The organism is Cellulomonas sp. P5_C5, assembly GCF_054049655.1.
The window spans coordinates 93,454-118,761 of the sequence record NZ_JBFULY010000010.1 but is presented as its reverse complement, the minus strand read 5'-3'; the positions used below and the strand labels follow the sequence as shown (position 1 = coordinate 118,761).

The following is a 25,308-nucleotide window of genomic DNA, read 5'->3' as shown; positions in this document are numbered from 1 at the left end:
TCTCGACGAGGATGGGCGCATGGCAGGCAGGGACGACGCTCCGCACGTGCACGTCGAGACCGTCGAGGAGTGGCGGGACTGGCTGCTCGCGCACCACGCGACCGAGACCGGGGCGTGGCTGGTGTCCTGGAAGACACCGACCGGCAAGCCGTCCGTGAGGTACGAGCTCGCGGTCGAGGAGGCGCTGTGCGTCGGCTGGATCGACTCGGCCGGACGCACGCTCGACGACGAGCGGCGGGCACTGTGGTTCACCCGTCGCAAGCCGGGGAGCGGCTGGGCGCGGACCAACAAGGAACGCATCGTCCGGCTGGAGGCCGAGGGCCGGATGCTGCCGGCGGGCCGGGCGGTCATCGACGCGGCGAAGGCGGACGGCTCCTGGACGCTGCTCGACGACGTGGAGAACCTGATCGTCCCCGAGGACCTCGCGGCGGCGTTCGAGCGGCACCCGGGGTCGCGGGAGCACTTCGACGCGTTTCCGCCGTCGGCCCGTCGCGCCATCCTCGAGTGGATCGTGCAGGCCAAGCGCGACGCCACGCGGTCGGCACGGCTGGAGGAGTCCGCGCGGCTGGCAGCGCAGAATGTCCGGGCCAACCAGTGGACACCGAAGGCGTAGCAGCAGGTCAGAGGCCGCTTTGGTGGTGGGCCACCGGCACGGGTACCCTGTGCTGGTCCTGGAGACGTCGCATAGCCCGGTCTAGTGCGCGACCCTGCTAAGGTCGTGAAGGCGCAAGCCTTCCGTGGGTTCAAATCCCACCGTCTCCGCCCTTCAGAACAGCCCGAGCCCCTCAGGGTTCGGGCTGTTGCTGTGTCCGGCCGCGCCGGCCGACGACGACGTCGCCCACGATCACCGCGAGCAGCACCCCGTTGGTCACCCAGTTCAGCGCCAGCGGCGTGACGGCGTCCCGCAGCAGGAACACCCCCAGCACCGCGACGACGCCGAGCAGGTGCGCGACGGACCACCGGCCCCCGGTGGCCCGTCGGAAGAACGCGTTCCCCAGCAGGTAGACGGCCGCCGCACCGCAGATCAGCCCCGCGGTCCACGTCTCGGTGTGGCCGAGGGGGTGCAGGAGGACGACCTCGTCGGCGACCGCGGTGAGCACGATGCCCACGATCAGCAGGAACGGGACGTACGTGTAGGCGGTCTGCGCGACCATTCCCGGGTTGGGCTGCGACGAGAAGTACGCGGTGGCGGACTGCTCGGACCGGTCGAAGAACAGCAGCCACATGAGCACCGTGCTGGCGAACGCCGCGAGGAACGCCAGCAGCGTCGTCGCGTCGAGCTCCAGCTCCGCGAACGCCGTGCCGGTCACGATGATCGACTCGCCCAGGCTGATGATCAGGAACAGGGACACCCGCTCGGCCATGTGCGACCCGCGCACCGACCACGTGTGCGGGTTCGTCGGTCCCAACCCCGGCACCCAGAACAGCGCGCGGGGACCGGCGACGTCGAGCAGGGCGGCCACCACCCAGAGCACCAGCCGCGTCCGCTCGTCGTGCGTGAGCGCCCCGGCGATCCAGAACGCCCCGGACACGCTCAGCCACACGGTGATCCGTACGAAGTTCTGCGCGTTCTCGGGCCAGTGCCGGCCCATCGCCCACACCGTGAAGAGCGTGCGCCCCACCTGGATCAGCACGAACGGCACCGCGAACAGCAGCGCCTTGCCCTCGAACGCCTCGGGGATCGCGCTCGACATCAGCAGGCCGAGCCCCATGAGGACCAGCAGCATCGTGCGGACCGGCACCTTGTCCGGGTCCAGCCAGTTGGTCACCCAGGTGGTGTCGATCCACAGCCACCACACCGCCCAGCCCAGGATCAGCGTGTGCAGGAGCGTGGTCAGGTCCGGGTGCGCGATGAGGCTGTGCGACAGCTGCGTGACCGCGAAGACGAACACCAGGTCGAAGAACAGCTCCACGTACCCGACCCGGCTGCCGTCGTGGCCGTCGCCGTGCCGCAGCACGTCCGCCCGCATGCCCCAGCGCCCGCCGCCGGTGCCGATCCGGTTCGTGGTCGTCGACATGCGCGCGATCCTGCCACGAGCGTGTGACGGGTCACGTGCGTACGGTTTGGGCGACCGGGCTCCTGGCCTGTATCGTCGTCTCCGGCCCTGCGGGGCCACGCGCCCGTAGCTCAATGGATAGAGCATCTGACTACGGATCAGAAGGTTGGGGGTTCACGAGCACCGCGCCTTCGCTCTTCCCACGGCGACCTCGTCGGAGGAGCATCAGTCGGACGGGCCTGGTGACCGCCCCGGCCACGGCCCGTGGAGGCGTGCCGTGCGACGACGTCGGCTGATCTTCCGTTCGGTGGTGCTGGTCCTCGCGGTGGTGGCTGCCGCGCTCCTCGCCATCCCGTTCTCCTTCGGCGGCGCGCTCCTCGCGATGATCCTCGCGATCGTGGCGGCGACCGAGGTGGCCGGCCTGGTGAGAGTGCTCCGGGACCACGAGCCCGACCATCCGCCCCTCGGCGCCTGGTGGTGGTGCGAGCTGCCCGTCGACCACAAGGAGGTCCGGCTCGACGTCGCGGACCCGACGTGGAGGTGCCGGCGGTGCGGGGACGTGCGGCACACGCCCCCGGCCCGGTCGACCATCGACATCGCCGCGGAGGGCGAGGCGGGCATCAAGCCGATGTTCCACGACTGACCCCTGGTGCGATCCACGGGCGCTGGTCGGTCAGGTCACGACCGTCAGCCGGCCGGCAGTGCGGCGGACGACCCCTCGGTGATCGGTGACTCGCCGACGTCGACCCGAGACATGTCGACCCAGTCGACCAGCACGCGGGAACGCTCGCCCTTCACCCCGTTGCCCAGGACCGGGACGGGATCCTGGCTCCGATCCCTGCTCCGCGTTATGTTCCAGACAGGCTCCCGGCAGCGCCGGAGCGCGTCCTGCGGGGCGCAGGGTCGACGAGCATGCGGCGCACGCCGCCTCGGGGAGCGAGGGGTACATGACCGACGTCGCGACGCAGGCCGAGGAGGCGCCGGAAGCCTCGGAACGGCACCCCGCCGTGGGTCAGCCCGCACGGCTGGACGACCGGTGGCCGGACCGCTTCGCGGCGTTCATGTTCCTCGCCAGCGCGCTGGTGCTGGTCTCGGCGGCGATCCCGTCGCTCCGGCGCTACTTCATGCAACCCGACGACGTCGTCTCGGTGCTGACCATCCCGATCATCCCGAACATCGTCTACGCGGCGCTGCTGGCCTGCATCGGCGTCGCGCTGCACCGCCGGCTGCGGGCGGCGTGGTGGGTGCTGGTGCTCTGGTGGCTGCTCCTTCCGCAGGTGGGGCGGGTCGTGGAGCTGGCCGACGGTGGGTCGCCGCTGAACGCGGTCGGGCTCGTGCTGGTCACCGCGGGGCTGGTGGTGGCGGTGCGTGCACGGCCGCAGTTCAGTGCGCGGACGGTGCGGGGGAGCTTCTGGCGTGCGCTGGCGTTCTTCCTCGTCGGCGGGGCGGTGCTGCTGCTCCTGGGGACGTGGCTGGTGAGCCGGTTCGGTGACGCCCCGGACAGCGGCTCCGCGGCGTTCTACGTGTGGGACAACATGGTCGGCGACCTGGGTGAGGCCGACGCCGCGAGCGACGCGACGGCACCGCTGTGGGTCCGCATCGTGCTCAACCTCATCGGCGCGGCGACCGTCATCGGCGCCACGATCCTGCTGTTCCGGTCGCCGTCGTACACGCGCACCCTCGACGCGGTCGACGAGGCGCGGGTGCGGACGCTCCTGCGGGAGTTCGGGTCGGAGGACTCGCTGGGCTACTTCGCGACGCGCCGGGACAAGGCGATGGTGTGGGAGACGGGTGACGCGACGACCGCGCGGGCGGGGGTCTCGTACCGGGTGGTCGGCTCGGTGAGCCTGGCCAGCGGGAACCCGGTGGGCGACCCGCTGCACTGGCCGGCCGCGATCGAGGAGTGGCGTCGGCAGGCCCGGCTCAACGGCTGGTCGCTGGCCGTCATGGGCGCCGGGAGCGCGGGCGCGGTCGCGTACACGGATGCCGGGCTGACCGCGTGGGAGATCGGCGACGAGGCGATCCTCGACATGCGGTCGTTCTCGCTGACCGGCCCCGGCATGAAGGCGGTGCGGCAGTCGGTGACCCGGTTGCAGCGCAAGGGGTACACCACGCGGGTGTCCAAGCACGGGTCCCTGGACGCGGCGCAGTTCGCGGCGCTCGACGCGGCGGCGGCGCAGTGGCGCGGCGACGGCGGGGACGAGCGCGGCTTCTCGATGGCGCTGGGCCGGCTCGGCGACCAGCTGGACGTCGACTGCGTGCTGGTGGAGGCGTTCGACGCCGACGGGAACCTGCGCGCGTTCCTCAGCTTCGTCCCGTGGGGGCGCACGGGCGTCTCGCTCGACCTCATGCGGCGCGACCCCACGGCCGACAACGGGCTGGTCGAGCTCATGGTCGCGTCGCTGGCGGAACGTGCGACGCAGTTCGGTGCCGGTCGGGTGTCCCTGAACTTCGCGATGTTCCGCGAGGCGTTCGAGCGCGGCGCCGAGGTCGGTGCCGGTCCCATCGCGCGGCTGTGGCGGCAGTCGCTGGTGCTGGCCAGCCGGAACTGGCAGCTGGAGTCGCTCTACCGCTCCAACGCCAAGTACCAGCCCGAGTGGCAGCCGCGGTTCATCTGCTTCGAATACACCTCCGACCTGCCCCGCGTCGGTACCGCGGCGGGCAGCGCGGAGGGGTTCCTGACGCGCCCGTCGCTGAAGCTCCTGAACCGGCGGGGCGGGACGGTCGACGCGCTGGATCGCTCCGGCGACGACTATGCCGCGGCGGTCGAGGCGCAGATCCCGCAGGCACCGGACGCCGTCGAGGAGGCGATGTCCGCGCACCGGCTGCCCGAGCAGCAGCGGGTGCGTCGGGAGAAGGCCGACCGGCTCCGCGCCCGCGGCATCGACCCGTACCCGGTCACGTACCCGCGGACCCACACGCTCGCGGCGGTCCGCGACGAGGCCGGCGACCTCCCGCCGGACACCGCGACCGGGCGGCAGGTCTCCGTGACGGGCCGGCTCATCCGCATGCGGGACGGCGGCAAGCTCGGGTTCGGGACGCTGCGGGACGGCAGCGGCGACCTCCAGGTCATGGTGGGCGCGGACCTGGTGAGCGCCGCGGACCTGGAGCTGTGGCGCCACGACGTCGACCTCGGCGACCACCTCGGGGTCACCGGCGAGGTGGTCACGACGAGGCGCGGCGAGCTCTCGGTGCGTGCGGTGTCGCTGCAGCTCACCAGCAAGTCGCTGCGTCCGCTGCCCGACAAGCACAAGGGCCTGACCGACCCCGAGGCCCGCGTCCGTGCGCGCTACGTCGACCTGATCGTCCGGCCCGCCGCGCGGGACATCGCCTACACGCGCGCGACGATCGTGCGCAGTGTCCGCGACTCCCTGCACGCCCGCGGGTTCACCGAGGTGGAGACCCCGATGCTCCAGCTCATCCACGGCGGCGCCAACGCCCGCCCGTTCGAGACGCACATCAACGCCTACGACATGGACCTCTACCTGCGCATCGCCACGGAGCTGCACCTCAAGCGCCTCGTCGTCGGCGGCATGGAGAAGGTGTTCGAGATCGGGCGCCAGTTCCGCAACGAGGGCGTCGACTTCAAGCACAACCCGGAGTTCACGTCGCTGGAGATGTACGAGACGTACGGCGACTACGACACGATGCGCATCACCACCCAGGAGCTGATCCAGGAGGCCGCGACGGCCGTCTACGGCTCACCGGTCGCGCGCCGGGCGGACGCCGACGGCAAGGTCACCGAGTACGACCTGTCGGGGACCTGGCCGGTCAAGACCGTCTGCCAGGCCGTCTCGGAGAAGCTCGGCGAACAGATCACGGCGGACACGCCGGTCGAGGTGCTGAACCGGCACGCCGACGCCATCGGGCTGGAGCTCGAGCCGGGGGCCAGCTGGGCGGTCGTGCTCGAGGAGATCTACGGCGAGCTCTGCGAGAGCACCACGACGACACCCGTCTTCTACACCGACTTCCCCAAGGAGAACTCGCCGCTGACCCGCCAGCACCGCGTCGACCCGCGGCTGGCCGAGAAGTGGGACCTCGTCATCTTCGCCTCCGAGCAGGGCACGGCCTACTCGGAGCTGGTCGACCCGCTCGAGCAGCGCCGCCGCCTGGTCGCCCAGTCGCTGCTCGCCGCCGCGGGCAACCCGGAGGCGATGCAGGTGGACGAGGACTTCCTCACCGCGCTGGAGTACGCGATGCCGCCCACCGGGGGGATGGGCCTGGGCGTGGACCGGCTCGTGATGAACCTGACGGGGCTCGGCATCCGGGACACGATCCTGTTCCCGCTGGTGCGCCCCACCCGCTGAGGTCAGACGGCGGCGTTCTTCTTCTCGACGCGGTTGCGCAGGAAGATCAGCGGGAGGATCAGCGTCCCGAGCATCGTGACGATCCAGACCGTCAGCGAGCCGAACACCCACGCGCTGGTGCCGCTGATGGTCAGGCCGTCACCGACGAGCGTCGCGACGAACAGCGCCGCGACCGTCGAGACGAGGCCGACGGCACCCGTGAGCGCGTTCGCGTACTTGCGGGACATCACCAGGAACCACGGCGTCAGGATGCTCTGCAGGACGGCGAACACCACGACGGCCACCAGGAACCCGGAGGCCGTGATGGTGAACCCGTCGACGATCAACGACGCGATCCACAGCCCGAGGGCCGCCGACGCCAGGAAGATGAACGCCCGGATGAGGAAGACGACCATGGGGCCACGCGCTCCTTCGTCGGTGGAGGGCAGGACTGCTCCCGGCCCTTGAGGCTCACAGTAGGGACTGGCCGCACCCGCCGCCAGGGTGTGACCAGTCCGTTTGTTACGAGTGATCGCATGACAGCGCTCTGGTCCAGGACGCCCGCTACCGTGGCGAGGGTGACGGACAACACGACCCCCATCGCCACCCCCGAGCACACCGTGGAGGGCTTCGTCAGGGAGTTCCTGAGGGAGCTGAACTTCGGTCAGGGCACCGACCTCACGCGAGCGTCGGTGAACGACAAGTACCTCGCCATGGCGCGCACCGTGCGCCACTACCTGATGGTCCGGTGGCTCGCCACGCTGCGCCGGCAGTACCAGATCCAGGCGAAGTCGGTGGCGTACCTGTCGGCGGAGTTCCTCCTGGGCCGCCAGCTGGACAACGCGCTGCTCGCCGCCGACCTGGACGAGGTCGTCGAGGAAGGCCTGGCATCGCTGGGCATCGACCTGGCGGAGCTGCGCGAGGCGGAGGTCGAGCCCGGTCTCGGCAACGGTGGCCTCGGGCGGCTCGCGGCCTGCTTCATCGACTCCCTGGCGACGATGAACGTCCCCTGCATCGGCTACGGGATCCGCTACGAGTACGGCATCTTCCGCCAGACGTTCGTCGACGGCTGGCAGGTGGAGAAGCCCGACAACTGGCTGGCCCTCGGGTCGCCGTGGGAGTTCCCGCACCCGGAGTCGGCCGTCACCGTCGACTTCGGCGGGCACACCGAGCACTACACCGACGACGACGGCGTCACCCGGTCCCGCTGGGTGCCGGGCTGGAGCGTCCTCGGCGTCCCCTACAACTACATGGTCCCGGGCTTCGAGAACGGCCGCGTGAACACCCTGCGCCTCTGGAGCGCGCGCGCGACGCGGGCGTTCGACCTGGAGATCTTCAACGCCGGCGACTACGCGCAGGCCGTCCGGGCGCAGACGTTCGCGGAGAACATCTCCAAGGTCCTCTACCCCGAGGACTCCACGCCGCAGGGCAAGGAGCTGCGCCTGCAGCAGCAGTACTTCTTCGTGGCGTGCTCGCTGCGGGACTTCCTCGACCAGGTCCTGCCTCACGACTTCGACCTGCGCAACCTGCCCGACCGCATCATCTTCCAGCTCAACGACACCCACCCCGTCATCGCCATCCCCGAGCTCATGCGGATCCTCGTCGACGAGCGCGGCTGGGAGTGGGACGAGGCCTGGGCCATCACGCAGAAGTGCTTCGCCTACACGTGCCACACCCTGCTGCCGGAGGCCCTCGAGGTCTGGTCGGTCGAGCTCCTGGGCAAGCTGCTGCCCCGGCACCTCGAGATCATCTACCGGATCAACGAGGACTTCATGGCCGAGCTGCGGGAGGCCTACCCGGACGACGAGCTGCGCGTGCGCCGCATGTCGATCATCGCCGAGTACCCCGAGCGGGCCGTCCGCATGGCCTACCTGGCGACCGTCGCCGGCTCGAAGGTCAACGGCGTCGCCGCCCTGCACTCGCAGCTGCTCAAGGACAAGGTCCTGCACGACTTCTCCGACCACTTCCCGGACAAGTTCACCAACGTCACCAACGGCGTCACGCCCCGCCGGTTCGTCCGGCTGGCCAACCCCGGGCTGTCGGAGCTGATCACCTCGGCGATCGGCGACGGCTGGGTCACGGACCTGGACAAGCTCAAGGAGCTCGAGCCGTTGGCCGACGACGCCGACTTCCGGGCAGCGTTCCGGCAGGTCAAGCGCGCGAACAAGCTCCGGCTGGTGGACGTCCTGGCGGCACGCGACGGCATCACGGTCGACCCCGACACCATGCTCGACGTCATGGTCAAGCGGCTGCACGAGTACAAGCGGCAGACCCTCAAGCTCCTGCACATCGTGACGCTCTACGACCAGGTGACCTCCGGCGCCGTGAAGATCGAGGACGTCACCCCCCGCACGTTCGCGTTCGGCGCGAAGGCGGCGCCGGGCTACCGGATGGCCAAGCAGACGATCGGGCTGATCAACGCGGTCGGCCGGGTGGTCAACACCGACCCCGCGCTGGAGGGCCGGCTCACCGTCGCGTTCCCCGCCAACTACAACGTGACGCTCGCGGAGAAGCTCATCCCCGCGGCGGACCTGTCCGAGCAGATCTCGCTGGCCGGCAAGGAGGCGTCCGGGACGGGCAACATGAAGTTCGCGCTCAACGGCGCCCTCACCATCGGCACCGACGACGGCGCGAACGTCGAGATCCGCGAGCTCGTGGGCGACGACAACTTCTTCCTGTTCGGGCTGCTGGAGCCCGAGGTCGCCGAGATCGTGGACCATGGCTACCACCCGACGTCCTACTACGAGGAGAACCGCTCCCTGCGGCACGCCCTCGACCTGATCGCGTCCGGCGCGTTCTCCGGCGGCGACCGGGCCACCTTCGAGCCCATCGTGTCCAACCTGCTCTCCGAGGACCGGTTCCTGGTCCTGGCCGACTACCAGGCGTACATCGACGCCCAGGAGCGGGTCGACGAGGCCTACGCGGACACCGAGGCGTGGACCCGCTCGGCGGTGCTCAACGTGGCCCGCTCGGGCTTCTTCTCCTCCGACCGCAGCATGCGCGACTACATCGACCGCATCTGGGGCACCCACCCCGTGCCGCCGGAGCGCTGACCTGGAGCGCAGCGAAGGGTGGGGGCGCGCCAGCGCACCCGCCCGAAGCGAAGCGCAAGGTCAGCGCGACCATAAGCACAGGAACTAGCCCGACCGCGCAGCGTCCGAGGAAGTGAGCGCTCCAGCAGCCACTTCCTCGGACGCTGCTGTGTGGTGGCGGGGCCTACCCTTGTCGCGTGACACCCGCGAAGAAGTCCCAGGAGATGAAGGCGTCCACGGCCGCCGCCAAGCTCGACGTGTACCTCCCGGCGACCCCGGAGGACTTCCAGAACCGGATGATCACGCGCGACGAGCTGTCGGAGCTGCAGCGCACGCCTCCGCAGTGGCTGGTGGACCTGCGTCGTGAGGGACCGCACCCGCGCAGCGTCATCGCCGGCCGCCTGCGCATCTCGATCAGCGGCCTCGCGCGCGGCGGGATCACCGACCCGCTGACCACCGAGGAGATCGAGGCGCTGCAGGCCGAGCCCCCGAACTGGCTGGTCCGTGAGCGCGAGATCGCCGCACAGGTCCGCCTGGAGGAGCGTCTGCAGGAGTCCCGCGAGGCGGACCGCAAGGCCGAGGCCGACCGCAAGGCTGCCGCGCAGAAGTCCTGATCGACCGGCCCTCGGGGAGGCCGGTCAGAGCCCCCCGTGGGGCGGTTCGAAGTCCGGCACCAGCACCGGCGTCTCGCGGTTGAGCGACTCGCCGCGGAAGTACGGGCGCAGCGACGCCTTCGCGGCGCACGCGACCATCAGCGGGACGCCGAGGGCGAGCATGCCGACGCCGATGACGAACACGCCGCCGATGCCGCCGAAGCTGGTGTAGCCGTAGTCGGGGTCGAGCATGTCCCGGGCGGAGATGCCGAACGCCCACACCATCCCGAGGCCCCCGAGCACGGGGAACAGGCCGCGCAGGAAGAAGTTGCGGGCGCTGCGGAAGATGGAGCGCCAGAAGTAGACGACGCACGCGAACGCGGTCACGGCGTAGTAGAACGCCACGGCGAGCCCCAGCGACGCGATCGAGTCGAACAGCGCGTCCTCGCTGAGCAGCTTGAGCACGATGTAGAAGACGCCGGCGGTGACGCCCATGACGATCGTGGAGAACGACGGCGTCTTGAACACGGGGTGCACGCGGGCGAACTGCCCGGGCACCGCCTTGTAGATGGCCATCGCCAGGGTGCCGCGGGCCGTCGGCAGGATGGTGGTCTGCGTCGACGCCGTGGCGGACACCGCGATGACCAGCAGCAGGATGAACGCCATGACGGGCCCGAGCATCGGTCCACCCAGCACGGTGACGACGTCGTCGATGTTGGCCTCGTTGTTCAGGCCGATCCCCGTGGTGCCGAACCCCGCGTACGCCTGCACGGCGACGGCGACCAGGCAGTAGGTGACCAGGAGGATGACGGTGGCCAGCACCGCCGCACGTCCGGGGGTCCGCGCGAGGTCCTTGGTCTCCTCATTCACCGCCAGGCACGCGTCCCAGCCCCAGTAGATGAACAGGCACAGGATGACGGCGGCGGCGATGGCGGACGAGGACAGTCCTGCCGGGTTGAACCAGGACCACTCCGGGAGCACGGCCTGCGGCCCGGCGGTGCCCGCGTAGACCTTCCAGAGCGCCAGGATGCTCAGCCCGCCGAGCACGATGAACTGGAACACGACGAGGACGTTCTGCAGCCGCTCGCTGACGATGATCCCGCGGTAGCTCACCCACGTCATCGCGACGATGAACCCGACGCCGAGCAGCAGGACGGCGATCCGGCTCTCCGCGACCTCGTCCAGGCCGAACGCGCGCAGGAAGTAGACGGCGGCGACCTCGGCGACGTTGGCCAGCACGATGATCCCCGAGACGGCGACCCCCCAGCCGCCCAGCCAGCCGACCCACGGACCCAGCGCCTTGGCGCCCCAGGTGAACGTGGTCCCGCAGTCCGGCATGACCGAGTTGAGCTCGCGGTACGCGATGGCCGTCAGCAGCATCGGGATGAACGCGATGAGGAACATGGCCGGCGACTTCTCACCGACCGCCAGCACCACGTAGCCGAGCGTGGCGGCCAGCGAGTACGCCGGGGCCGTCGACGCGAGGCCGATGACGGTGTTGCCCCAGAGGCCGAGACTGCCGGAGCTCAGCCCTTTCGCCGGCGCAGGGGACTCATCGGTCACGGCACTGCTCATCGGACCTCCCGGCTCGCGTCGTCGCGGTGCCCCCGAGACCGGACAGTACTCCCGCCACGTCGCCGCGGGGCGAACCCGGCCCTCGAACCCGACATGGGTACCGCGAACGGGTGGATGCCGTCACCCCTGTCGGGTTCGCCACCAGGCCGACCGTCGAGCCGGCAGCGAACGAGCCCTGGCTGACGCGACAGCGCTCGGTGGCGGCACTCATGGCGTGGTCGAGGGCTGGAGGGGTGGAGAGGGAGGTCAGCGGCCCGGGCGGGGCTTGCGGGGGTTGGGCTTCTTCGACGACGAGCGGGCCGACGACGACCGCGCGGTCCCGCCCTTGCTGGACCCCTTGCCGGACGCGCCCTTGCCGGATGCGCCGCCCTTGCTGGATGCGCCGCCCTTGCTGGATGCGCCGCCTTTGCTGGATGCGCCCGTGCTCGCGGTCGACCCGCCCGCCTTGCGACCTCGGGTCGTCGGCTCGGCGGGTGCCGGGGCGCCGCGGCCGCGGGAGCTGGTGGCGGTGCGGCCGCGGACGATGCCGATGATCTCCTCGGTCAGGTCGTCGTAGCGGTCGGTGATCCAGGCGAGGCCGACGGCGGACCCGGGGGCGTCGCGCACGACGCGGGCCGTCAGGCCGCGACGCTGGTGCAGGCGGCCGAGCGACTGCGGCAGGACCAGCACGCCGATGCCCGCGGCGACGAGGTCGATGGCGTCGGCGGTGGTGGGGACGGGGTCGCCGGCGAACGGGGTGCCGGGCGGGTCGGTCCAGTGCAGCTGGTCGTCGAGGGGGACGAGGAGGGTCTCGTCGTCGAGGTCGGCGGCGTCGACCTCCTCCACGACGCTGACCACGTGGTCCTTGGTCACGACGACGACGGTGGCCTCGGTGTACAGGGAGATGGTCGACAGGTCGTCGCCGAGGACCGGCAGCCGCACGAGGGCGACGTCCGCCCCGCCGGAGCGCAGGAGGGCCACTGCCTCGTCGGGGGACGTGTGCACGAGCTCGACCGGGACGTCGGGAAGCCGCTGCTGCCAGACGCGAAGCCACCGGTCGGGGTTGACGCCCGGCACGAGCGCGAGCCGGAACACGCTCATCGGACCCTCCGGAAGATCACGTCGCGGACCTCGTGACCGAGGTCGAGGCCGCGCTGCTCGAACTTGGTGACGGGCCGGTGCGCGGGCCGCGGCACGAAGCCGTCGGCGGTGTTCTCCAGGAACGGGTCCGCGGTGAGCGCCTCGAGCATGGCGTCCGCGTAGTCCACCCAGTCGGTAGCGCAGTGCAGGGTGCCGCCGACGCGCAGCCGCGACCGCAGCAGCGCCACGTGCGACGGCTGCACGAGCCGGCGCTTGTGGTGGCGGGCCTTGGGCCACGGGTCGGGGAAGAACACGTGCACGGCGTCCAGGCCAGGCTCGCTGGCGGCGACGACGGCGTCACCCTCGCGCGGCGGCACGGCCGGGATCGCGGTCCGGAGCAGGTCGAGGGCGTCGCCGTGGGCGACGCGGACGTTGGTGAGGCCGCCGCGGTCGAGCAGGCCGAGCAGGTTGGCGACGCCGGGCAGGTGGGCCTCGACGGCCAGGTAGTCCCGCGACGGGTCGGCGGCGGCCATCGCCGCGGTGGTCTCACCCATGCCGGAGCCGATCTCGAGGACGACCGGCGCCGACCGCCCGAAGAGCGCGACGGTGTCCAGTGCGCCGTCGGCCGTGAGTGGGATCGGGGAGTCCGCGTCGTGCACCGAGAAGCCGAGCCGCGGCCACAGGAACCGCAGGGCGTCCTCACGCTCGCGGCCCAGCGGGGCGCGGCGCGGGTGGAACGTGCGCAGCGGCTCGTGGGGTCGCGCGGCCACGTGCCGGAACGCGTCGGACGGGAGGCTCACGATCCGCCAGCCTAGGCGCCGCCGGAGGGTGCGATGAGGGCGAACACCTCGCCGAACGGCCCGGACGCGATCGCCATGCGGCCGAACGCGCTGTCCGTCGGCGGGCTGACCACCGTGCCGCCCAGCTCGGTGACCCGTCCGGCCGCGGCATCGATGTCGGTGACGGCGAAGTAGATCGTCCAGGCGGCCGGTGCGTCGCGGCCCGCCTGTGCGCCGTAGCCGCCGACGCCCGCCGCGGGATGACCGTCCAGGGAGAGCGACGCGTAGGTGAAGCCGGGGGCGCTGAGGTCCTCGACCGCGTACCCGAACACCTGCCGGTAGAACGCGACGGCCGTCGGCTGGTCGTGCGACATGACCTCGCACCACACCATGGAGCCGGGCTCGTCGACGACGTCCCAGCCGGTGTGCGAGGCGGCCTCCCAGAGGCCGAACACGGCCCCGGCGGTGTCGACGACGAGCGCCATGCTGCCGAAGTCCATGATCGGCATCGCGGGCACGATCTCCTTGCCGCCGGCCTCGGCGACGGCTGCGACGGTCGCCGCGAGGTCGTCGGTGGCCAGGTAGACGCACCACGCGGGCGGCGGGGCGGGGTCGTCGCCCATGGGCTCGCCGAGCCCGGCGACGCGCCGGTCGCCGACGTAGGCCTGCGTGTAGTAGCCGAGCTCCGGGCCGCCCACCTCGAACTGCCACCCGAGCAGCGGACCGTAGAACGCGCGGGCGACGGCGAGGTCGGGCACGGTGATGTCGGCCCACGCCGGGGTGCCGGGGGGCCAGGCCTCGCGTCGGGTCGTCATGCGACCAGCCAACACCAGGCCCCTTCCGGACGCGCGCCGACGCGCACCGACGAGCCGCCCGACGTGCCGCTGACCGGGACAGACGCGCTCGGACGGGGAGACATCGGGCACGGGTTGTGCTACTCACGTGACATGGCGGACGCACGGGACGGCGCCGGGTCGGCGGTCGTCGCGGATCCGTCCTCCTCCGCGTCGGAGAGCACCCTGACGGTCGTCGTCGCGTTCGGTGCCAACCTGCTCATCGCGGTCGCCAAGTCCGCGGCGGCCGTCATCACCGCGTCGGCGTCGATGCTCGCGGAGGCCGCGCACTCGTGGGCGGACACGGGCAACGAGATCTTCCTGATCATCGCCCAGCGCCGCGCCGCCAAGCCGGCGGATGCGGAGCACCCGCTCGGCTTCGGCCGGGAGGTGTACGTGTGGTCGCTGTTCGCGGCGATCGGGCTGTTCGCGGTGGGCGCGGGGGTGTCGATCACGCACGGCGTCTCGGAGCTGCTGAACCCTGAGCCGGCGGGCGACTTCATCGTCGCGTACGTGGTGCTCGCGGTGTCGTTCGTGCTGGAGGGGATCTCGTTCCTGCAGGCGTCCCGGCAGGCGAAGCGGGCCGCCGCGACGCAGGACCGCGACCTGCTGGAGCACGTCCTGGAGACCTCCGACCCGACCGTCCGCGCGGTGTTCTTCGAGGACGCTGCCGCCCTGGTCGGCATCCTCATCGCGGCGGCAGGCATCGGGCTGCACCAGGTGACCGGGTCCCCGGTGCCCGACGCGATCGGGTCGATCCTCGTCGGCGTGCTGCTCGCGGTCGTCGCAGTTGTCCTCATCGACCGCAACCGCCGGTTCCTCGTCGGCCAGGTGGTGGACCCGCGGGTGAACGACGCGGCCGTCCGCTCGCTGCTCGCGCAGCCCGAGGTCGAGAGGGTCACGGAGATGCGGCTCGAGTTCGTGGGTGCCCGGCAGGTCTACCTCACGGGTGCGGTGGACCTGACCGGGAACATGGCCGAGGACGCGGCGTCGCACGTGCTGGCGTCGCTCGAAAGGCGGCTGGCGAAGACGCCCGCGGTCGTCGGCGCGACGCTCTCGCTCTCCGAGCCGCAGGACCCCGCCCTGTGACCGGCGGCTGGGGGAGGCCGACGGGCAAGGACGTCTCGTCGGGCCTGGTCACCGGGCTGTTCTCCATCCCCGAGGGGATGGCGTACGCGAACATCGGCGGGTTCAACCCTGTCGTCGGCCTGTACTCCGGCGTGGTGTCGACGATCGTCGGGTCGGCGTTCGCGCGGACGGTCCTCATGGTCACGACGCTGACCAGCGCCATCGCACTGTCGTCGGCCAGCGTGCTGGCGGGGGCAGGGCTGGACCCGCACGACCCCGGGGCGATCGCCACGCTGACCCTCCTGGTCGGCGTCGTCATGCTGGTGCTCGGGCTGCTGCGGCTCGGGTCGGTCATGCAGTTCGTGTCGACGGCCGTGATGACCGGGTTCACCACGGGGATCGCGGTGCAGATCATCGCCGGCGAGCTCGGGGACGCCACGGGCTACAAGCCGCAGACGCACAACACGGTCGGCAAGATCGTCGAGGCGCTCGTGCACGTGGGCAGCTGGGACGTGGCCTCCGTCGCCGTCGCGGGCGCGACGATCGTCGTCTGGGTGCTCGCGCGGCTGGTCCGGCGGCTCCGGGCGCTGGCGACGCTGGTCGCGCTGGTGGTCGTGTGGGTGGGGGTGGTCGTCGCGGGGATCGACGTGGAGGACGTCGGGGACATCGCGGCCATCCCGCGCAGCCTGCCGCCGTTCTCGCTCCCGGACCTGTCCGCGGTGCCGGAGCTGGCGCTCGGTGCGGTCGCGGTCGCGCTCGTCGCGCTCGCGCAGGCCGCGGGGATCGGCGCGGCCGTGCCGAACCCGGACGGGTCGCGGCCGAACATGTCGAGGGACTTCGTGGCGCAGGGCATGGCGAACGTGGCGGGTGGGCTGTTCTCGGCGCTGCCCACCGGCGGCTCGCTGTCCCGCACGGGCGTCGCGACGAGCGCCGGGGCGCGCACCCGGTGGTCCGGGGTGTTCGCCGGGCTGTGGCTCGCGCTGGTCGTCGTGCTGGTCGGCCCGTACGCGGAGACCATCCCGATGCCCGTCATCGGTGGGCTGCTGATCCTCATCGGCATCGAGCTGGTGCAGGGCCGCTGGAAGGACATCGTCCTGGTGGTCCGCACGTCGTGGTGGTCGACCGCCGCGATGGTGGTGACGTTCCTGGCGACGACGCAGCTGCCGCTGCAGCAGGCGATCTTCCTGGGCGCCGGGCTCTCGCTCGTGCTCTACGCGGTCTCGTCGTCGCGCGTCGGCCGGCTCCGCGCGATCGAGCGGCGCGACGAGGGCGTGTGGGTCGTCACCGACCCGCCCGCGGAGGTGCCGTCGCACTCGGTCGTCGTGCTCGACTACGCCGGAGCAGGCTTCTTCGCGGAGGTCGCGCGCATCGAGGAGACCTGGCCGGACACCACGCGGACGGTCGGGTCCGCGCTCGTGCTGAGCCTGCGGACGCTGCCCGACGTCCCGTCCGCGACCTTCGTGAAGGCGCTCGACGCGCTCGCGGAACGCCTGCGGGCACGGGACAACCTGCTGCTGCTCTGCGGGGTCTCGTCCGAGTTCCTCGTGGTCGCCGGGCGCAGCGGGCTGCTCGGTGTCGTGGGACTGGAGAATGTCCTGCTCGCCGACGACGAGATCTTCGCCTCCGCCCGCGACGCCGTCGCCCGGGGTCAGGCCTGGGTCGACGACCACCGTGACGCTCGCCCCTCCGACGAAGGAGCACACCGATGATGCAGGAGCAGCCCTCGCCGGTCGTGGCGGCCGACGAACCGTTCCGGGTGCCGGTGCTGAACCTGCTCCGGCTCGCCGTGCCGGCGATCGTCGTCGGGATCGTGAGCGCCCTGACGCTGCTCGGGCTCAGCCGGCTGGCCGGCCTGATCGAGCACTGGGTCTGGGACGACCTGAGCGCGGCGGTCGGGCAGACGTCGGACTCCGCCCTGTGGATCATCGGCGTGCTCACGGCGGCCGGCCTGCTCATCGGGCTCGTCGTCCGGTACGTGCCGGGGCATGCCGGCCCAGACCCGGCCACGCTCGAGCTCGTCGCGGAGCCCCTGCCGCTGCGCGTGCTTCCCGGGCTGGCGCTGGCGCTGGTCCTGATGCTCGCGAGCGGCGTGAGCCTCGGTCCGGAGAACCCGATCATCGGCATCAACGTCGGCCTCGCGGTCGGCGTCGGGATGCGGTTCCTGCCGAAGGTGAAGGCCCCGATCTGGCTGATGATGGCCGTCGCGGGGACCATCGGCGCGATGTTCGGGACGCCCGTCGCGGCGGCCCTGCTGTTCTCGGAGCTGGACCCGGGCGACCGTCGCGTCCCGCTGTGGGACCGGCTGTTCCCGCCGCTCGTCGCCGCCACGGCGGGATCCCTGACGATGATGCAGCTGGAGGACCTCGACCTGGCCGTCGACGTGCCCGCCTACACCTACGGCGGCCTGGACGACCTCGGCCTCGCGATCGCCATCGCGGTCGGCTCCGCGCTCCTCGGCCTGGTGGCGGTGTACCTGTTCGTGCCGATGCACCGCCTGTTCCGACGGATCGGCCACCCGGTGCTCATGCTCACCACCGGCGGCCTGATCCTGGGCCTGCTCGGCGCGCTCGGCGGCGAGGTCACGCTGTTCAAGGGCCTCACGCAGATGCAGGAGCTGCCCGGGCTGGCCGCGACGACCACCGCGCTCGGCTTCCTGGCGATGGCCGGGATCAAGCTCCTGGCCATGCTCGTCGCCGCCACCTCGGGGTTCCGCGGCGGCCGCATCTTCCCGGCGCTGTTCGTCGGGGTCGCGCTCGGGTTCGCGATCCATCAGGCCTGGGACGCGGTGCCGCTCGCCATCGCCGTCAGCGCCGCCGTGGTCGGCATCGTCGTGGCCGCCACCCGCAACGGCTGGCTCAGCATCTTCATGGCGATCGCCGTGGTGCCGCAGGTGACGCTGCTGATCCCGGTCGTCCTGGCGACGCTCGCGGCGTGGCTCATCGTGACCAACCGGCCGGCGTTGCTGGCACCCGCCGACCCGGCGCCCGCGCCCTCGCACGACCCGGCGCCCGCGCCCTCGCACGACCCGGCGCCCGAGGGCCCTCGCGTCACTCCGTGAGGACGCGAGGCTCCGTGGCGTCGTCGTTGCGGCGTCCGCGGACCAGCCGCCCGAGCGCACCCTCGTCCTCGGCGCACGCGCGGCCCACCACGGTGGCCAGCACCAGCGCGAAGCTGAACGCGAACAGCCAGCCGATGTAGGCGAACACCAGGCCGAGCAGCCCGTACTGGTGCGCGCCCGCCTCCAGGACGATGGGCAGGTACACGATGCCGACGACGCTCAGGAGGCACATGAGGAACGCCGTGACGGCACCCGTGAACGCCAGCGCGCGCACGGGGATCTCGGCGCGCAGGAGCGCCCATGGCACGTACGTCCACACGACCGTCCAGACGACCATGCGCACGACGAAGTCCCACAGAGCCGGCAGCGGGACCCCCTCCGTGGCTTCCCGCGTCAGGCCCAGCAGCCCGACCGCGAGGATCACCGCGAGCACCGTCGCCAACCAACGCCACGCGGCGTGCAGCCCGGGCCGCCTGACCTGCCACACCTTGGCGTACATGCGCTCGAGGGCCCGCGAGTAGCTGGTGGCGGTGATGAGGGCGACGACGAGACCGAGCAGGCTGACGCTGCTGCCCAACGTCGCACTCGTGGACACGCTGTCGGCGACGGTGTCCCGCGTCGCGTCGGAGAGCCCCATGCTGTCGGCCATGAACGAGGCGAAGCCCGGCTGGGTGGGCCGGAATGCCGCCATGACGATCATCACCGGCACCACCGAGACGAACGCCTGTGCGGCGAGGGTCATCGCGCGGTCGAAGGGCTCGATGTCCACGAACCCGTCGACCGTGCGCTGCACGAGGCGGCCGACCGGGGTGCGGCGGTAGCGCGCCGCGATCCGAAGGGCGCGGACGCGCGCGCGCTCGACGGTGGTGGTCACGGCAGCCGGGCGTCCAGGAACGCGAGGACCTCGGCGACATAGGTGTCCCGGGCGGGCGCCGGGGACAGCGCCAGGTCGTGCGCACCACCGGGGATCTCGACGAACGTGACGTCGGGCCCGAGGTTCGGGGCCAGCCGCTTCATGTCCGCGACGTCGAGCACGGAGTCGGTGGTCACCAGGGCGTCGTGCCAGACGTCGTCCGGGCCGGACGCGTCGGACGCCAGCACCAGCACAGGGACGTCGACGGCGAGCCCGCGGGCGACGCGTGCATGTCCCCGGCGCACGGCCCGAGCGAACCCGGCGCGTGCCGGGAAGCCGTCCAGCGGCTTCCACGCCAGGTCGTACGACCACTCGCCGCCGGTGCCCTCGTGCAGCGCTCGTCCGTAGTGCGGTCCGACCTTGCCGACCACGACGTTCGGGGCGACCTTGCCGACGCCGTCGATCAGGCCGGTCAGGACGGTGCGCTCGAACCAGTTCCCGCGCAGGTCGAGCCAGGGCGCGTTGAGCACGAGCGCGTCGATGAGCCCCTCGCCGTGGCGTGAGTCGGCCCACAGGGAGGTGACGAGGCCGCCCATCGAGTGGCCGAGCAGGACGACCTCGTCGTGGTCGGCCCGGATGACCCGGATCGCCGCGTCGATCTCCTCCGCGTACGTGCCCAGGTCGGTGATGTGGTTCGCCGGGCGGCCGTCGCGGATGGACCGGCCGTAGTCGCGCAGGTCGAGCGCGTAGACGTCGTAGCCGTGGGCGGCGAGGGTGTCGGCGAACTGCGTGTGGAAGAAGTAGTCGACGAAACCGTGCACGTAGAGGAGGGCGCGTCGGCTGTCCGTCCCCTCGCGATGGACCAGAGTGGCAACCGGGTCAGGCGTCCCGCCGTCGGGTCGCAGGGGGAGGGTGCGGGCGGTCCAGCCGGGTCCGAGCACATCAGGAAGCACGTCGGCGTCGTCGGTCATGGCGTGATCGTCGCACGGGCCGGCTCCCCAGGTGGTCCAAAGAGTTGAGCGGAATAGACTCAACTTCGGCCGTCGTTGCGACAAGCAGTCGATCACTCAGGAGGTCATGTGGACGCCAAGTTCACCACCCGGTCCCAGGAGGCTCTCGGCGACGCCATCCAGCAGGCGTCCGCCGCCGGGAACCCGCAGCTCGAGCCCGCGCACCTGCTCAACGCCCTGCTCCAGCAGGAGGGCGGCGTCGCCAACGGGCTGCTCGACGCCGTCGGGGCCGACCGCACCGCGCTCGGCCGTGCCGTGCGGGGGATGCTCGTCAGCCTGCCGGCCAGCAGCGGCTCCACCGTCGCGCAGCCGTCCGCGTCGCGGGCCACGTCGACCGCGCTCGAGGCCGCCTCGTCCGAGGCGCGCTCGCTCGGCGACGACTACCTGTCCACCGAGCACCTGCTGCTCGGGCTCGCGACCGGCCAGTCCGGGGTCGCCGACGCGCTGCGCGCCCAGGGCGCGTCCCGCGACGCGCTCGCGGCCGCCCTGCCGACGGTCCGCGGGTCCGCACGCGTCACCACCCCGAACCCCGAGGGCACCTACAAGGCGCTCGAGAAGTACGGCGTCGACCTGACGCAGCGCGCCCGCGACGGCAAGCTCGACCCCGTCATCGGCCGCGACTCCGAGATCCGCCGCGTCGTGCAGGTGCTGTCCCGGCGCACCAAGAACAACCCCGTGCTCATCGGCGAGCCCGGCGTCGGCAAGACCGCGGTCGTCGAGGGCCTCGCCCAGCGCATCGTCGCCGGGGACGTCCCCGAGTCGCTGCGCGGCAAGAAGCTCGTCGCGCTCGACCTGGCCGCGATGGTGGCCGGCGCCAAGTACCGCGGCGAGTTCGAGGAGCGGCTCAAGGCCGTGCTCGCGGAGATCACCGGGTCCAACGGCGAGGTCGTCACGTTCATCGACGAGCTGCACACCGTCGTCGGCGCGGGCGCGGGCGGCGAGGGCGCCATGGACGCGGGCAACATGCTCAAGCCCATGCTGGCCCGCGGCGAGCTGCGCCTCGTCGGCGCGACGACGCTCGACGAGTACCGCGAGCGCGTCGAGAAGGACCCCGCCCTGGAGCGGCGGTTCCAGCAGGTGTTCGTGGGCGAGCCGTCCGTCGAGGACACCGTCGCCATCCTGCGCGGGCTCAAGGAGCGGTACGAGGCGCACCACAAGGTGACCATCGCCGACTCCGCGCTCGTCGCCGCGGCGACCCTGTCCGACCGCTACATCACCGGCCGCCAGCTGCCGGACAAGGCCATCGACCTGGTCGACGAGGCCGCGTCGCGCCTGCGCATGGAGCTCGACTCGTCGCCCATCGAGATCGACGAGCTGCAGCGCGCGGTGACCCGGCTCGAGATGGAGGAGGTCGTGCTCTCCGAGTCCGACGACCCCGCCTCGACCGACCGCCTCGCGCGGCTGCGCAAGGACCTCGCCGACCGCCGGGAGGACCTCGCGTCGCTGACCGCGCGGTGGGAGAAGGAGAAGGCGGGGCACAACCTCGTCGGTGACCTGAAGGCGCGCCTCGACACGCTGCGCTCCGACGCCGAGCGGCTGCTGCGCGAGGGTGACCTCGCTGGAGCGGCACGCATCCAGTACGGAGAGCTGCCGGCGCTGCAGGAGCAGATCAGTGCTGCGGAGGCCGACGAGGAGGCGATCGACGCCGCCCCCGACGCTCCGCCGATGATCGCGGAGAAGGTCGGACCCGACGAGGTCGCCGAGGTGGTCGCGCAGTGGACCGGCATCCCCGCCGGCCGGCTGCTGGAGGGTGAGACCGCCAAGCTCCTGCGCATGGAGGAGGTCCTGGGCGAGCGGCTCATCGGGCAGCGGCCCGCGGTCGCGTCCGTGTCCGACGCCGTCCGACGCTCCCGTGCAGGCGTCTCCGACCCTGACCGTCCCACGGGCTCGTTCCTGTTCCTCGGGCCCACCGGTGTCGGCAAGACCGAGCTGGCCAAGGCGCTCGCGGACTTCCTGTTCGACGACGAGCGCGCGATGGTCCGGATCGACATGTCGGAGTACGCCGAGAAGCACTCGGTCGCCCGGCTCGTCGGCGCCCCTCCGGGGTACGTCGGGTACGAGGAGGGCGGTCAGCTGACCGAGGCCGTCCGTCGCCGGCCGTACTCGGTGGTCCTCTTCGACGAGGTCGAGAAGGCGCACCCCGAGGTGTTCGACGTGCTGCTGCAGGTGCTCGACGACGGTCGCCTGACCGACGGGCAGGGCCGCACGGTCGACTTCCGGAACGTCATCCTGGTGCTCACGTCGAACCTGGGCTCGCAGTACCTGGTGGACCCGATGCTGTCCGCCGACGAGAAGCGCGAGGCCGTCATGTCCGCGGTGCGCTCCTCGTTCAAGCCGGAGTTCCTCAACCGGCTCGACGACGTGGTGCTGTTCGACCCGCTGTCGCTCGACGAGCTCGGGCACATCGTGGAGCTGCAGGTCGCGGCGCTGGCGAACCGTCTGAAGGACCGGCGGCTCACGCTCGAGGTCTCACCGGCGGCGCGCGAGTGGCTGGCGCTGGAGGGGTACGACCCCGCCTACGGCGCGCGACCGCTGCGGCGACTGGTGCAGCGTGAGATCGGCGACCGGCTGGCCCGGCAGATCCTGGCGGGGCAGGTCCACGACGGGGACACCGTGGTGGTGGACCGCGGCGAGGACGGCCTGGTGGTGGGGACCTGACGCCTCAGCCGATCCGGGCCACCGCGCCCCGCCTGCTGGTGTCGACCAGGTGGCGGCCCGCCGCCGACACGGAGGTGACGCCGGCCGGGAGCGCCAGCCGCCGGACGAGCTCGCCGTCGCGACGGTCCAGCACGGTCACGAAGGCCGTGCTGGCGCCGTCCTGCGGAGCCTCCACCAGGAGCACGTGGGCACCGTCGGTGAGGAGCTCGCCGACGTAGTCGCCCTGCTGCCGCGGGGCGGTCCACCGGGTCTCGCCCGTCCGCGCGTCGAGCGCGACGACCGCGTCGTCCGAGCAGAGGAACGCGGTCCCGTCGATGATCAGGACGGCCCCGTCGTCCTCGGGGGAGACGGAGACGTCCGCCTCCCAGAGTCGCTTCCCGGTGCGCGCGTCCCACCCGAACGTCAGACCGCCCGTCGACACCTCGAGCCCGGGCACGCTGCCGTCGTCGACCCTGCGGTCGAGCAGCCGCCCGACGACCTCGACCGGCGGCTCGCCGGGCCGGACGACCCGTCGCAGCTGTCCAGCCGGGTCCGAGCGCTCGGTCACGAACCAGCCCTCCTGCGTCGTCCCCCAACCTGTCGTGCCGGGCTCCGCCGGGACCAGGTCCCCGGACGCCGACAGGACGACCGGGCCCCCGGGTGTACCGAACGCGACGATCACGCCGCCCCCGGCGCTGATGGCCGGCTCCTGGTCCGACGCCTCGGCGTGCCGGTACCGCCAGAGCTCCTTGCCGGTGAGCGGGTCGGCGGCGACGACGACGATGTGCCGGTCCTCGACGACGGCGGTCGCGGTCAGCCCGGGCAGGACCGCGAACGAGGACACATAGGGCGCCGGACGGTCGGCCAGCACGTGCCCGTCGGCGAGGTCGAGCACGACGACGCGCGACCGGGTGGCGGGTCGGGGGTCACGCGTGAACGGGGCGGCGCCGTCGGTCACCAGGCAGACCACCCGCTCGGGCTCGGCGCCGGGCTCGGCATCCGGCTCGCAGACCGTCGCGCGCGGGTACGTCGGGTCGGTCTGCGCGGGATCGGCGCCGCTGAGCGGTGCGGACCACAACCGCTCGCCCGTGCTCAGGTCGAGCGCGTCGTAGGACAGCGAGCCGTCCCGGCCGACGAGCACGCCGTGCAGGGCGTCGCGCGCGACCAGCCCGTCGGCGAGCGAGCCGATGCCCAGGTCGGCCCGCCAGAGCACGTCGGCGTGGTCCCCGAGCGGGTCGACGGCCCCCGGCAGCGCGGCGACGCGCGCGTCGGCGGCGCTCTCCAGGGCGTCCGCCACGAGCTGCACCCCGGCGACGAGCAACGCGGCGACCACCGGGATCGCCAGCAGCCACCAGCGCCTCCGCGACCGGACGGGCGCGTCCGGCACGTCGTCGACGTCCTCGACGAGCTCGACGGTGGCGAGCGTGTCGCGGCGTGACATGGCCGGACAGTACCGCCGCCGCGGCTGGCAGGGTGGGCGGATGGCACCTGACCTTGCGCTCCCCGAGTCCCGCGTCGCCGACCCCCGCGACGCCCCGCCGCTGCGCTGGGGTGTCCTGGCGCCGGGCTTCATCGCCGGCCGGTGGGTGCACGCGGTGCGCACGCACACCTCCCAGCGCGTCGTCGCCGCGGGGTCGAGGTCGCTCGAGCGGGCGCAGGCGTTCGCGGACACCCACGGGATCGACCGCGCGTACGGCTCCTACCAGCAGCTCGTCGAGGACCCGGACGTCGACGTCGTGCTCGTCGCCAGCCCGCACAGCCACCACCACGAGCAGGCGCTCCTGGCCATCGCCGCGGGCAAGCACGTGCTCGTCGAGAAGGCCTTCACGCGCAACGCGGCCGAGGCACGGGCGCTCGTCGACGCCGCCCGGTCCGCCGGCGTGCTGCTCATGGAGGCCATGTGGACCCGGTACCTGCCGCACACCGACGTGGTCCGACGGCTGCTCGAGGACGGCGTGCTCGGCGACGTGCACCGCGTGACCGCCGACTACGGCGTGCGCGCGGACCGCGAGCCCACGCACCGGCTGCTCGACCCCGCGCTCGCGGGCGGGGTGCTCCTGGACCTCGGCGTGTACCCGCTGGCGTTCGCGTCGTTCGCCGCGTCCGGTGCGCGTCCGTCGAGCGTCCAGGCGACCGGCGCGCTGGCCGCGACCGGCGTCGACGCCCAGGTGTCGGCGCTCGTCGGCTACGGCCCGGGGCTGCAGGCGTCGGTGTTCACGTCGATGCTCGCCGTGACCCCGCACACCGCGGAGATCGCCGGGTCGGCGGCGCGCGTCGAGGTGGGCCAGAACTTCCACATGCCGACGGCGGTGACCCTGGTCCGCGACGGGGAACGGGTCACGTGGGACGACAACCGGATCCACGGGCACGACGGGCTGTGCTTCCAGGCGGCGGCGCTCGCCGGGTACGTGACCGAGGGGCGCACGGAGTCGCCGTGGCAGCCGCTGGAGGAGACCGTGACGATCCTGGAGACCGCCGACGAGATCCGGCGCCAGCTCGGGGTCACGTACCCGGGGGAGTGAGGGGCG

At 72.1% G+C, this 25,308-nt stretch carries 19 protein-coding genes and 1 tRNA gene; 11 read left to right on the top strand and 9 right to left on the bottom strand.

What is annotated here, in order from left to right; all coding sequences use genetic code 11:
- Positions 1–19: 19 nt before the first annotated feature.
- Both ACXJKF_RS11430 and ACXJKF_RS11425 read left to right on the top strand, forming a co-directional pair.
- Complete coding sequence (locus tag ACXJKF_RS11430) at positions 20–613, top strand: YdeI/OmpD-associated family protein (protein WP_456787837.1); 594 nt, start codon at positions 20–22, stop codon at positions 611–613.
- A 60-nt stretch (positions 614–673) separates the two neighbouring features.
- Positions 674–762: transfer RNA gene (locus ACXJKF_RS11425), tRNA-Ser, on the top strand.
- A gap of 23 nt (positions 763–785) precedes the next feature.
- Here ACXJKF_RS11425 and ACXJKF_RS11420 read toward each other — a convergent pair.
- Positions 786–2,018 (bottom strand): low temperature requirement protein A, encoded by a 1,233-nt coding sequence (locus ACXJKF_RS11420; protein WP_456787836.1) that lies wholly within the window; start codon positions 2,016–2,018, stop codon positions 786–788.
- 256 nt (positions 2,019–2,274) lie between these two features.
- Here ACXJKF_RS11420 and ACXJKF_RS11415 point away from each other — a divergent pair, with 256 nt between their 5' ends.
- Together ACXJKF_RS11415 and lysX are read left to right on the top strand one after the other, a co-directional pair.
- Positions 2,275–2,640, top strand: coding sequence for a hypothetical protein (locus tag ACXJKF_RS11415; RefSeq protein ID WP_456787835.1), 366 nt, complete (start codon positions 2,275–2,277; stop codon positions 2,638–2,640).
- Between the two features lie 304 nt (positions 2,641–2,944).
- The gene (lysX, locus tag ACXJKF_RS11410; RefSeq protein ID WP_456787834.1) at positions 2,945–6,304 is read left to right on the top strand and encodes a bifunctional lysylphosphatidylglycerol synthetase/lysine--tRNA ligase LysX; all 3,360 of its coding nucleotides are present in this window, start codon (positions 2,945–2,947) and stop codon (positions 6,302–6,304) included.
- Positions 6,305–6,306: 2 nt separating this feature from the next.
- Here the strand turns inward: lysX and ACXJKF_RS11405 are convergent, their stop codons facing one another.
- On the bottom strand, positions 6,307–6,699 hold the full coding sequence (locus ACXJKF_RS11405) for a hypothetical protein (RefSeq protein WP_456787833.1): 393 nt from the start codon (positions 6,697–6,699) through the stop codon (positions 6,307–6,309).
- Positions 6,700–6,861: 162 nt separating this feature from the next.
- On the opposite strand from ACXJKF_RS11405, the gene ACXJKF_RS11400 reads away from it, so the two are divergent.
- Positions 6,862–9,336, top strand: a complete 2,475-nt coding sequence (locus ACXJKF_RS11400; RefSeq protein WP_456787832.1) for a glycogen/starch/alpha-glucan phosphorylase — start codon at positions 6,862–6,864, stop codon at positions 9,334–9,336.
- A 203-nt stretch (positions 9,337–9,539) separates the two neighbouring features.
- On the top strand, positions 9,540–9,929 hold the full coding sequence (locus ACXJKF_RS11395; RefSeq protein ID WP_456787849.1) for a DUF5997 family protein: 390 nt from the start codon (positions 9,540–9,542) through the stop codon (positions 9,927–9,929).
- A gap of 24 nt (positions 9,930–9,953) precedes the next feature.
- Here ACXJKF_RS11395 and ACXJKF_RS11390 read toward each other — a convergent pair whose 3' ends face one another.
- From ACXJKF_RS11390 to ACXJKF_RS11375, 4 genes are all read right to left on the bottom strand, one after another.
- Entirely contained in the window at positions 9,954–11,483 is a 1,530-nt protein-coding gene (locus ACXJKF_RS11390; protein ID WP_456787831.1) for an APC family permease, read from the bottom strand.
- Between the two features lie 246 nt (positions 11,484–11,729).
- Positions 11,730–12,563, bottom strand: coding sequence for a LysR substrate-binding domain-containing protein (locus tag ACXJKF_RS11385; RefSeq protein ID WP_456787830.1), 834 nt, complete (start codon positions 12,561–12,563; stop codon positions 11,730–11,732).
- The gene (gene trmB / locus ACXJKF_RS11380) at positions 12,560–13,342 is read right to left on the bottom strand and encodes a tRNA (guanosine(46)-N7)-methyltransferase TrmB (protein WP_456787829.1); all 783 of its coding nucleotides are present in this window, start codon (positions 13,340–13,342) and stop codon (positions 12,560–12,562) included. The genes ACXJKF_RS11385 and trmB overlap by 4 nt, the downstream gene beginning before the upstream one ends.
- Before the next feature lie 11 nt (positions 13,343–13,353).
- Positions 13,354–14,136: a VOC family protein gene (locus tag ACXJKF_RS11375; protein WP_456787828.1), complete on the bottom strand. Its 783-nt coding sequence runs from the start codon at positions 14,134–14,136 to the stop codon at positions 13,354–13,356.
- A gap of 132 nt (positions 14,137–14,268) precedes the next feature.
- Here ACXJKF_RS11375 and ACXJKF_RS11370 point away from each other — a divergent pair, with 132 nt between their 5' ends.
- The 3 genes from ACXJKF_RS11370 to ACXJKF_RS11360 are packed head-to-tail and all read left to right on the top strand — an operon-like array spanning position 14,269 to position 18,280.
- Complete coding sequence (locus ACXJKF_RS11370; protein ID WP_456787827.1) at positions 14,269–15,243, top strand: cation diffusion facilitator family transporter; 975 nt, start codon at positions 14,269–14,271, stop codon at positions 15,241–15,243.
- Positions 15,240–16,931: a SulP family inorganic anion transporter gene (locus ACXJKF_RS11365; RefSeq protein ID WP_456787826.1), complete on the top strand. Its 1,692-nt coding sequence runs from the start codon at positions 15,240–15,242 to the stop codon at positions 16,929–16,931. The genes ACXJKF_RS11370 and ACXJKF_RS11365 overlap by 4 nt, the downstream gene beginning before the upstream one ends.
- The gene (locus ACXJKF_RS11360; protein ID WP_456787825.1) at positions 16,928–18,280 is read left to right on the top strand and encodes an ion channel protein; all 1,353 of its coding nucleotides are present in this window, start codon (positions 16,928–16,930) and stop codon (positions 18,278–18,280) included. The genes ACXJKF_RS11365 and ACXJKF_RS11360 overlap by 4 nt, the downstream gene beginning before the upstream one ends.
- On the opposite strand, the gene ACXJKF_RS11355 is transcribed toward ACXJKF_RS11360, so the two are convergent.
- Together ACXJKF_RS11355 and ACXJKF_RS11350 are read right to left on the bottom strand one after the other, a co-directional pair.
- Complete coding sequence (locus tag ACXJKF_RS11355) at positions 18,270–19,154, bottom strand: hypothetical protein (RefSeq protein ID WP_456787824.1); 885 nt, start codon at positions 19,152–19,154, stop codon at positions 18,270–18,272. The two genes, ACXJKF_RS11360 and ACXJKF_RS11355, sit on opposite strands and share 11 nt — an antisense overlap.
- Complete coding sequence (locus tag ACXJKF_RS11350) at positions 19,151–20,104, bottom strand: alpha/beta hydrolase (protein WP_456787823.1); 954 nt, start codon at positions 20,102–20,104, stop codon at positions 19,151–19,153. The genes ACXJKF_RS11355 and ACXJKF_RS11350 overlap by 4 nt, the downstream gene beginning before the upstream one ends.
- 108 nt (positions 20,105–20,212) lie before the next feature.
- On the opposite strand from ACXJKF_RS11350, the gene clpB reads away from it, so the two are divergent.
- Complete coding sequence (gene clpB / locus ACXJKF_RS11345) at positions 20,213–22,801, top strand: ATP-dependent chaperone ClpB (protein WP_456787822.1); 2,589 nt, start codon at positions 20,213–20,215, stop codon at positions 22,799–22,801.
- A gap of 4 nt (positions 22,802–22,805) precedes the next feature.
- Here clpB and ACXJKF_RS11340 read toward each other — a convergent pair whose 3' ends face one another.
- Positions 22,806–24,221 (bottom strand): outer membrane protein assembly factor BamB family protein, encoded by a 1,416-nt coding sequence (locus tag ACXJKF_RS11340; protein WP_456787821.1) that lies wholly within the window; start codon positions 24,219–24,221, stop codon positions 22,806–22,808.
- Between the two features lie 40 nt (positions 24,222–24,261).
- On the opposite strand from ACXJKF_RS11340, the gene ACXJKF_RS11335 reads away from it, so the two are divergent.
- A complete protein-coding gene (locus ACXJKF_RS11335) occupies positions 24,262–25,302 on the top strand; it encodes a Gfo/Idh/MocA family protein (RefSeq protein WP_456787820.1) in 1,041 nt (346 codons plus the stop codon).
- Positions 25,303–25,308 lie beyond the last annotated feature (6 nt).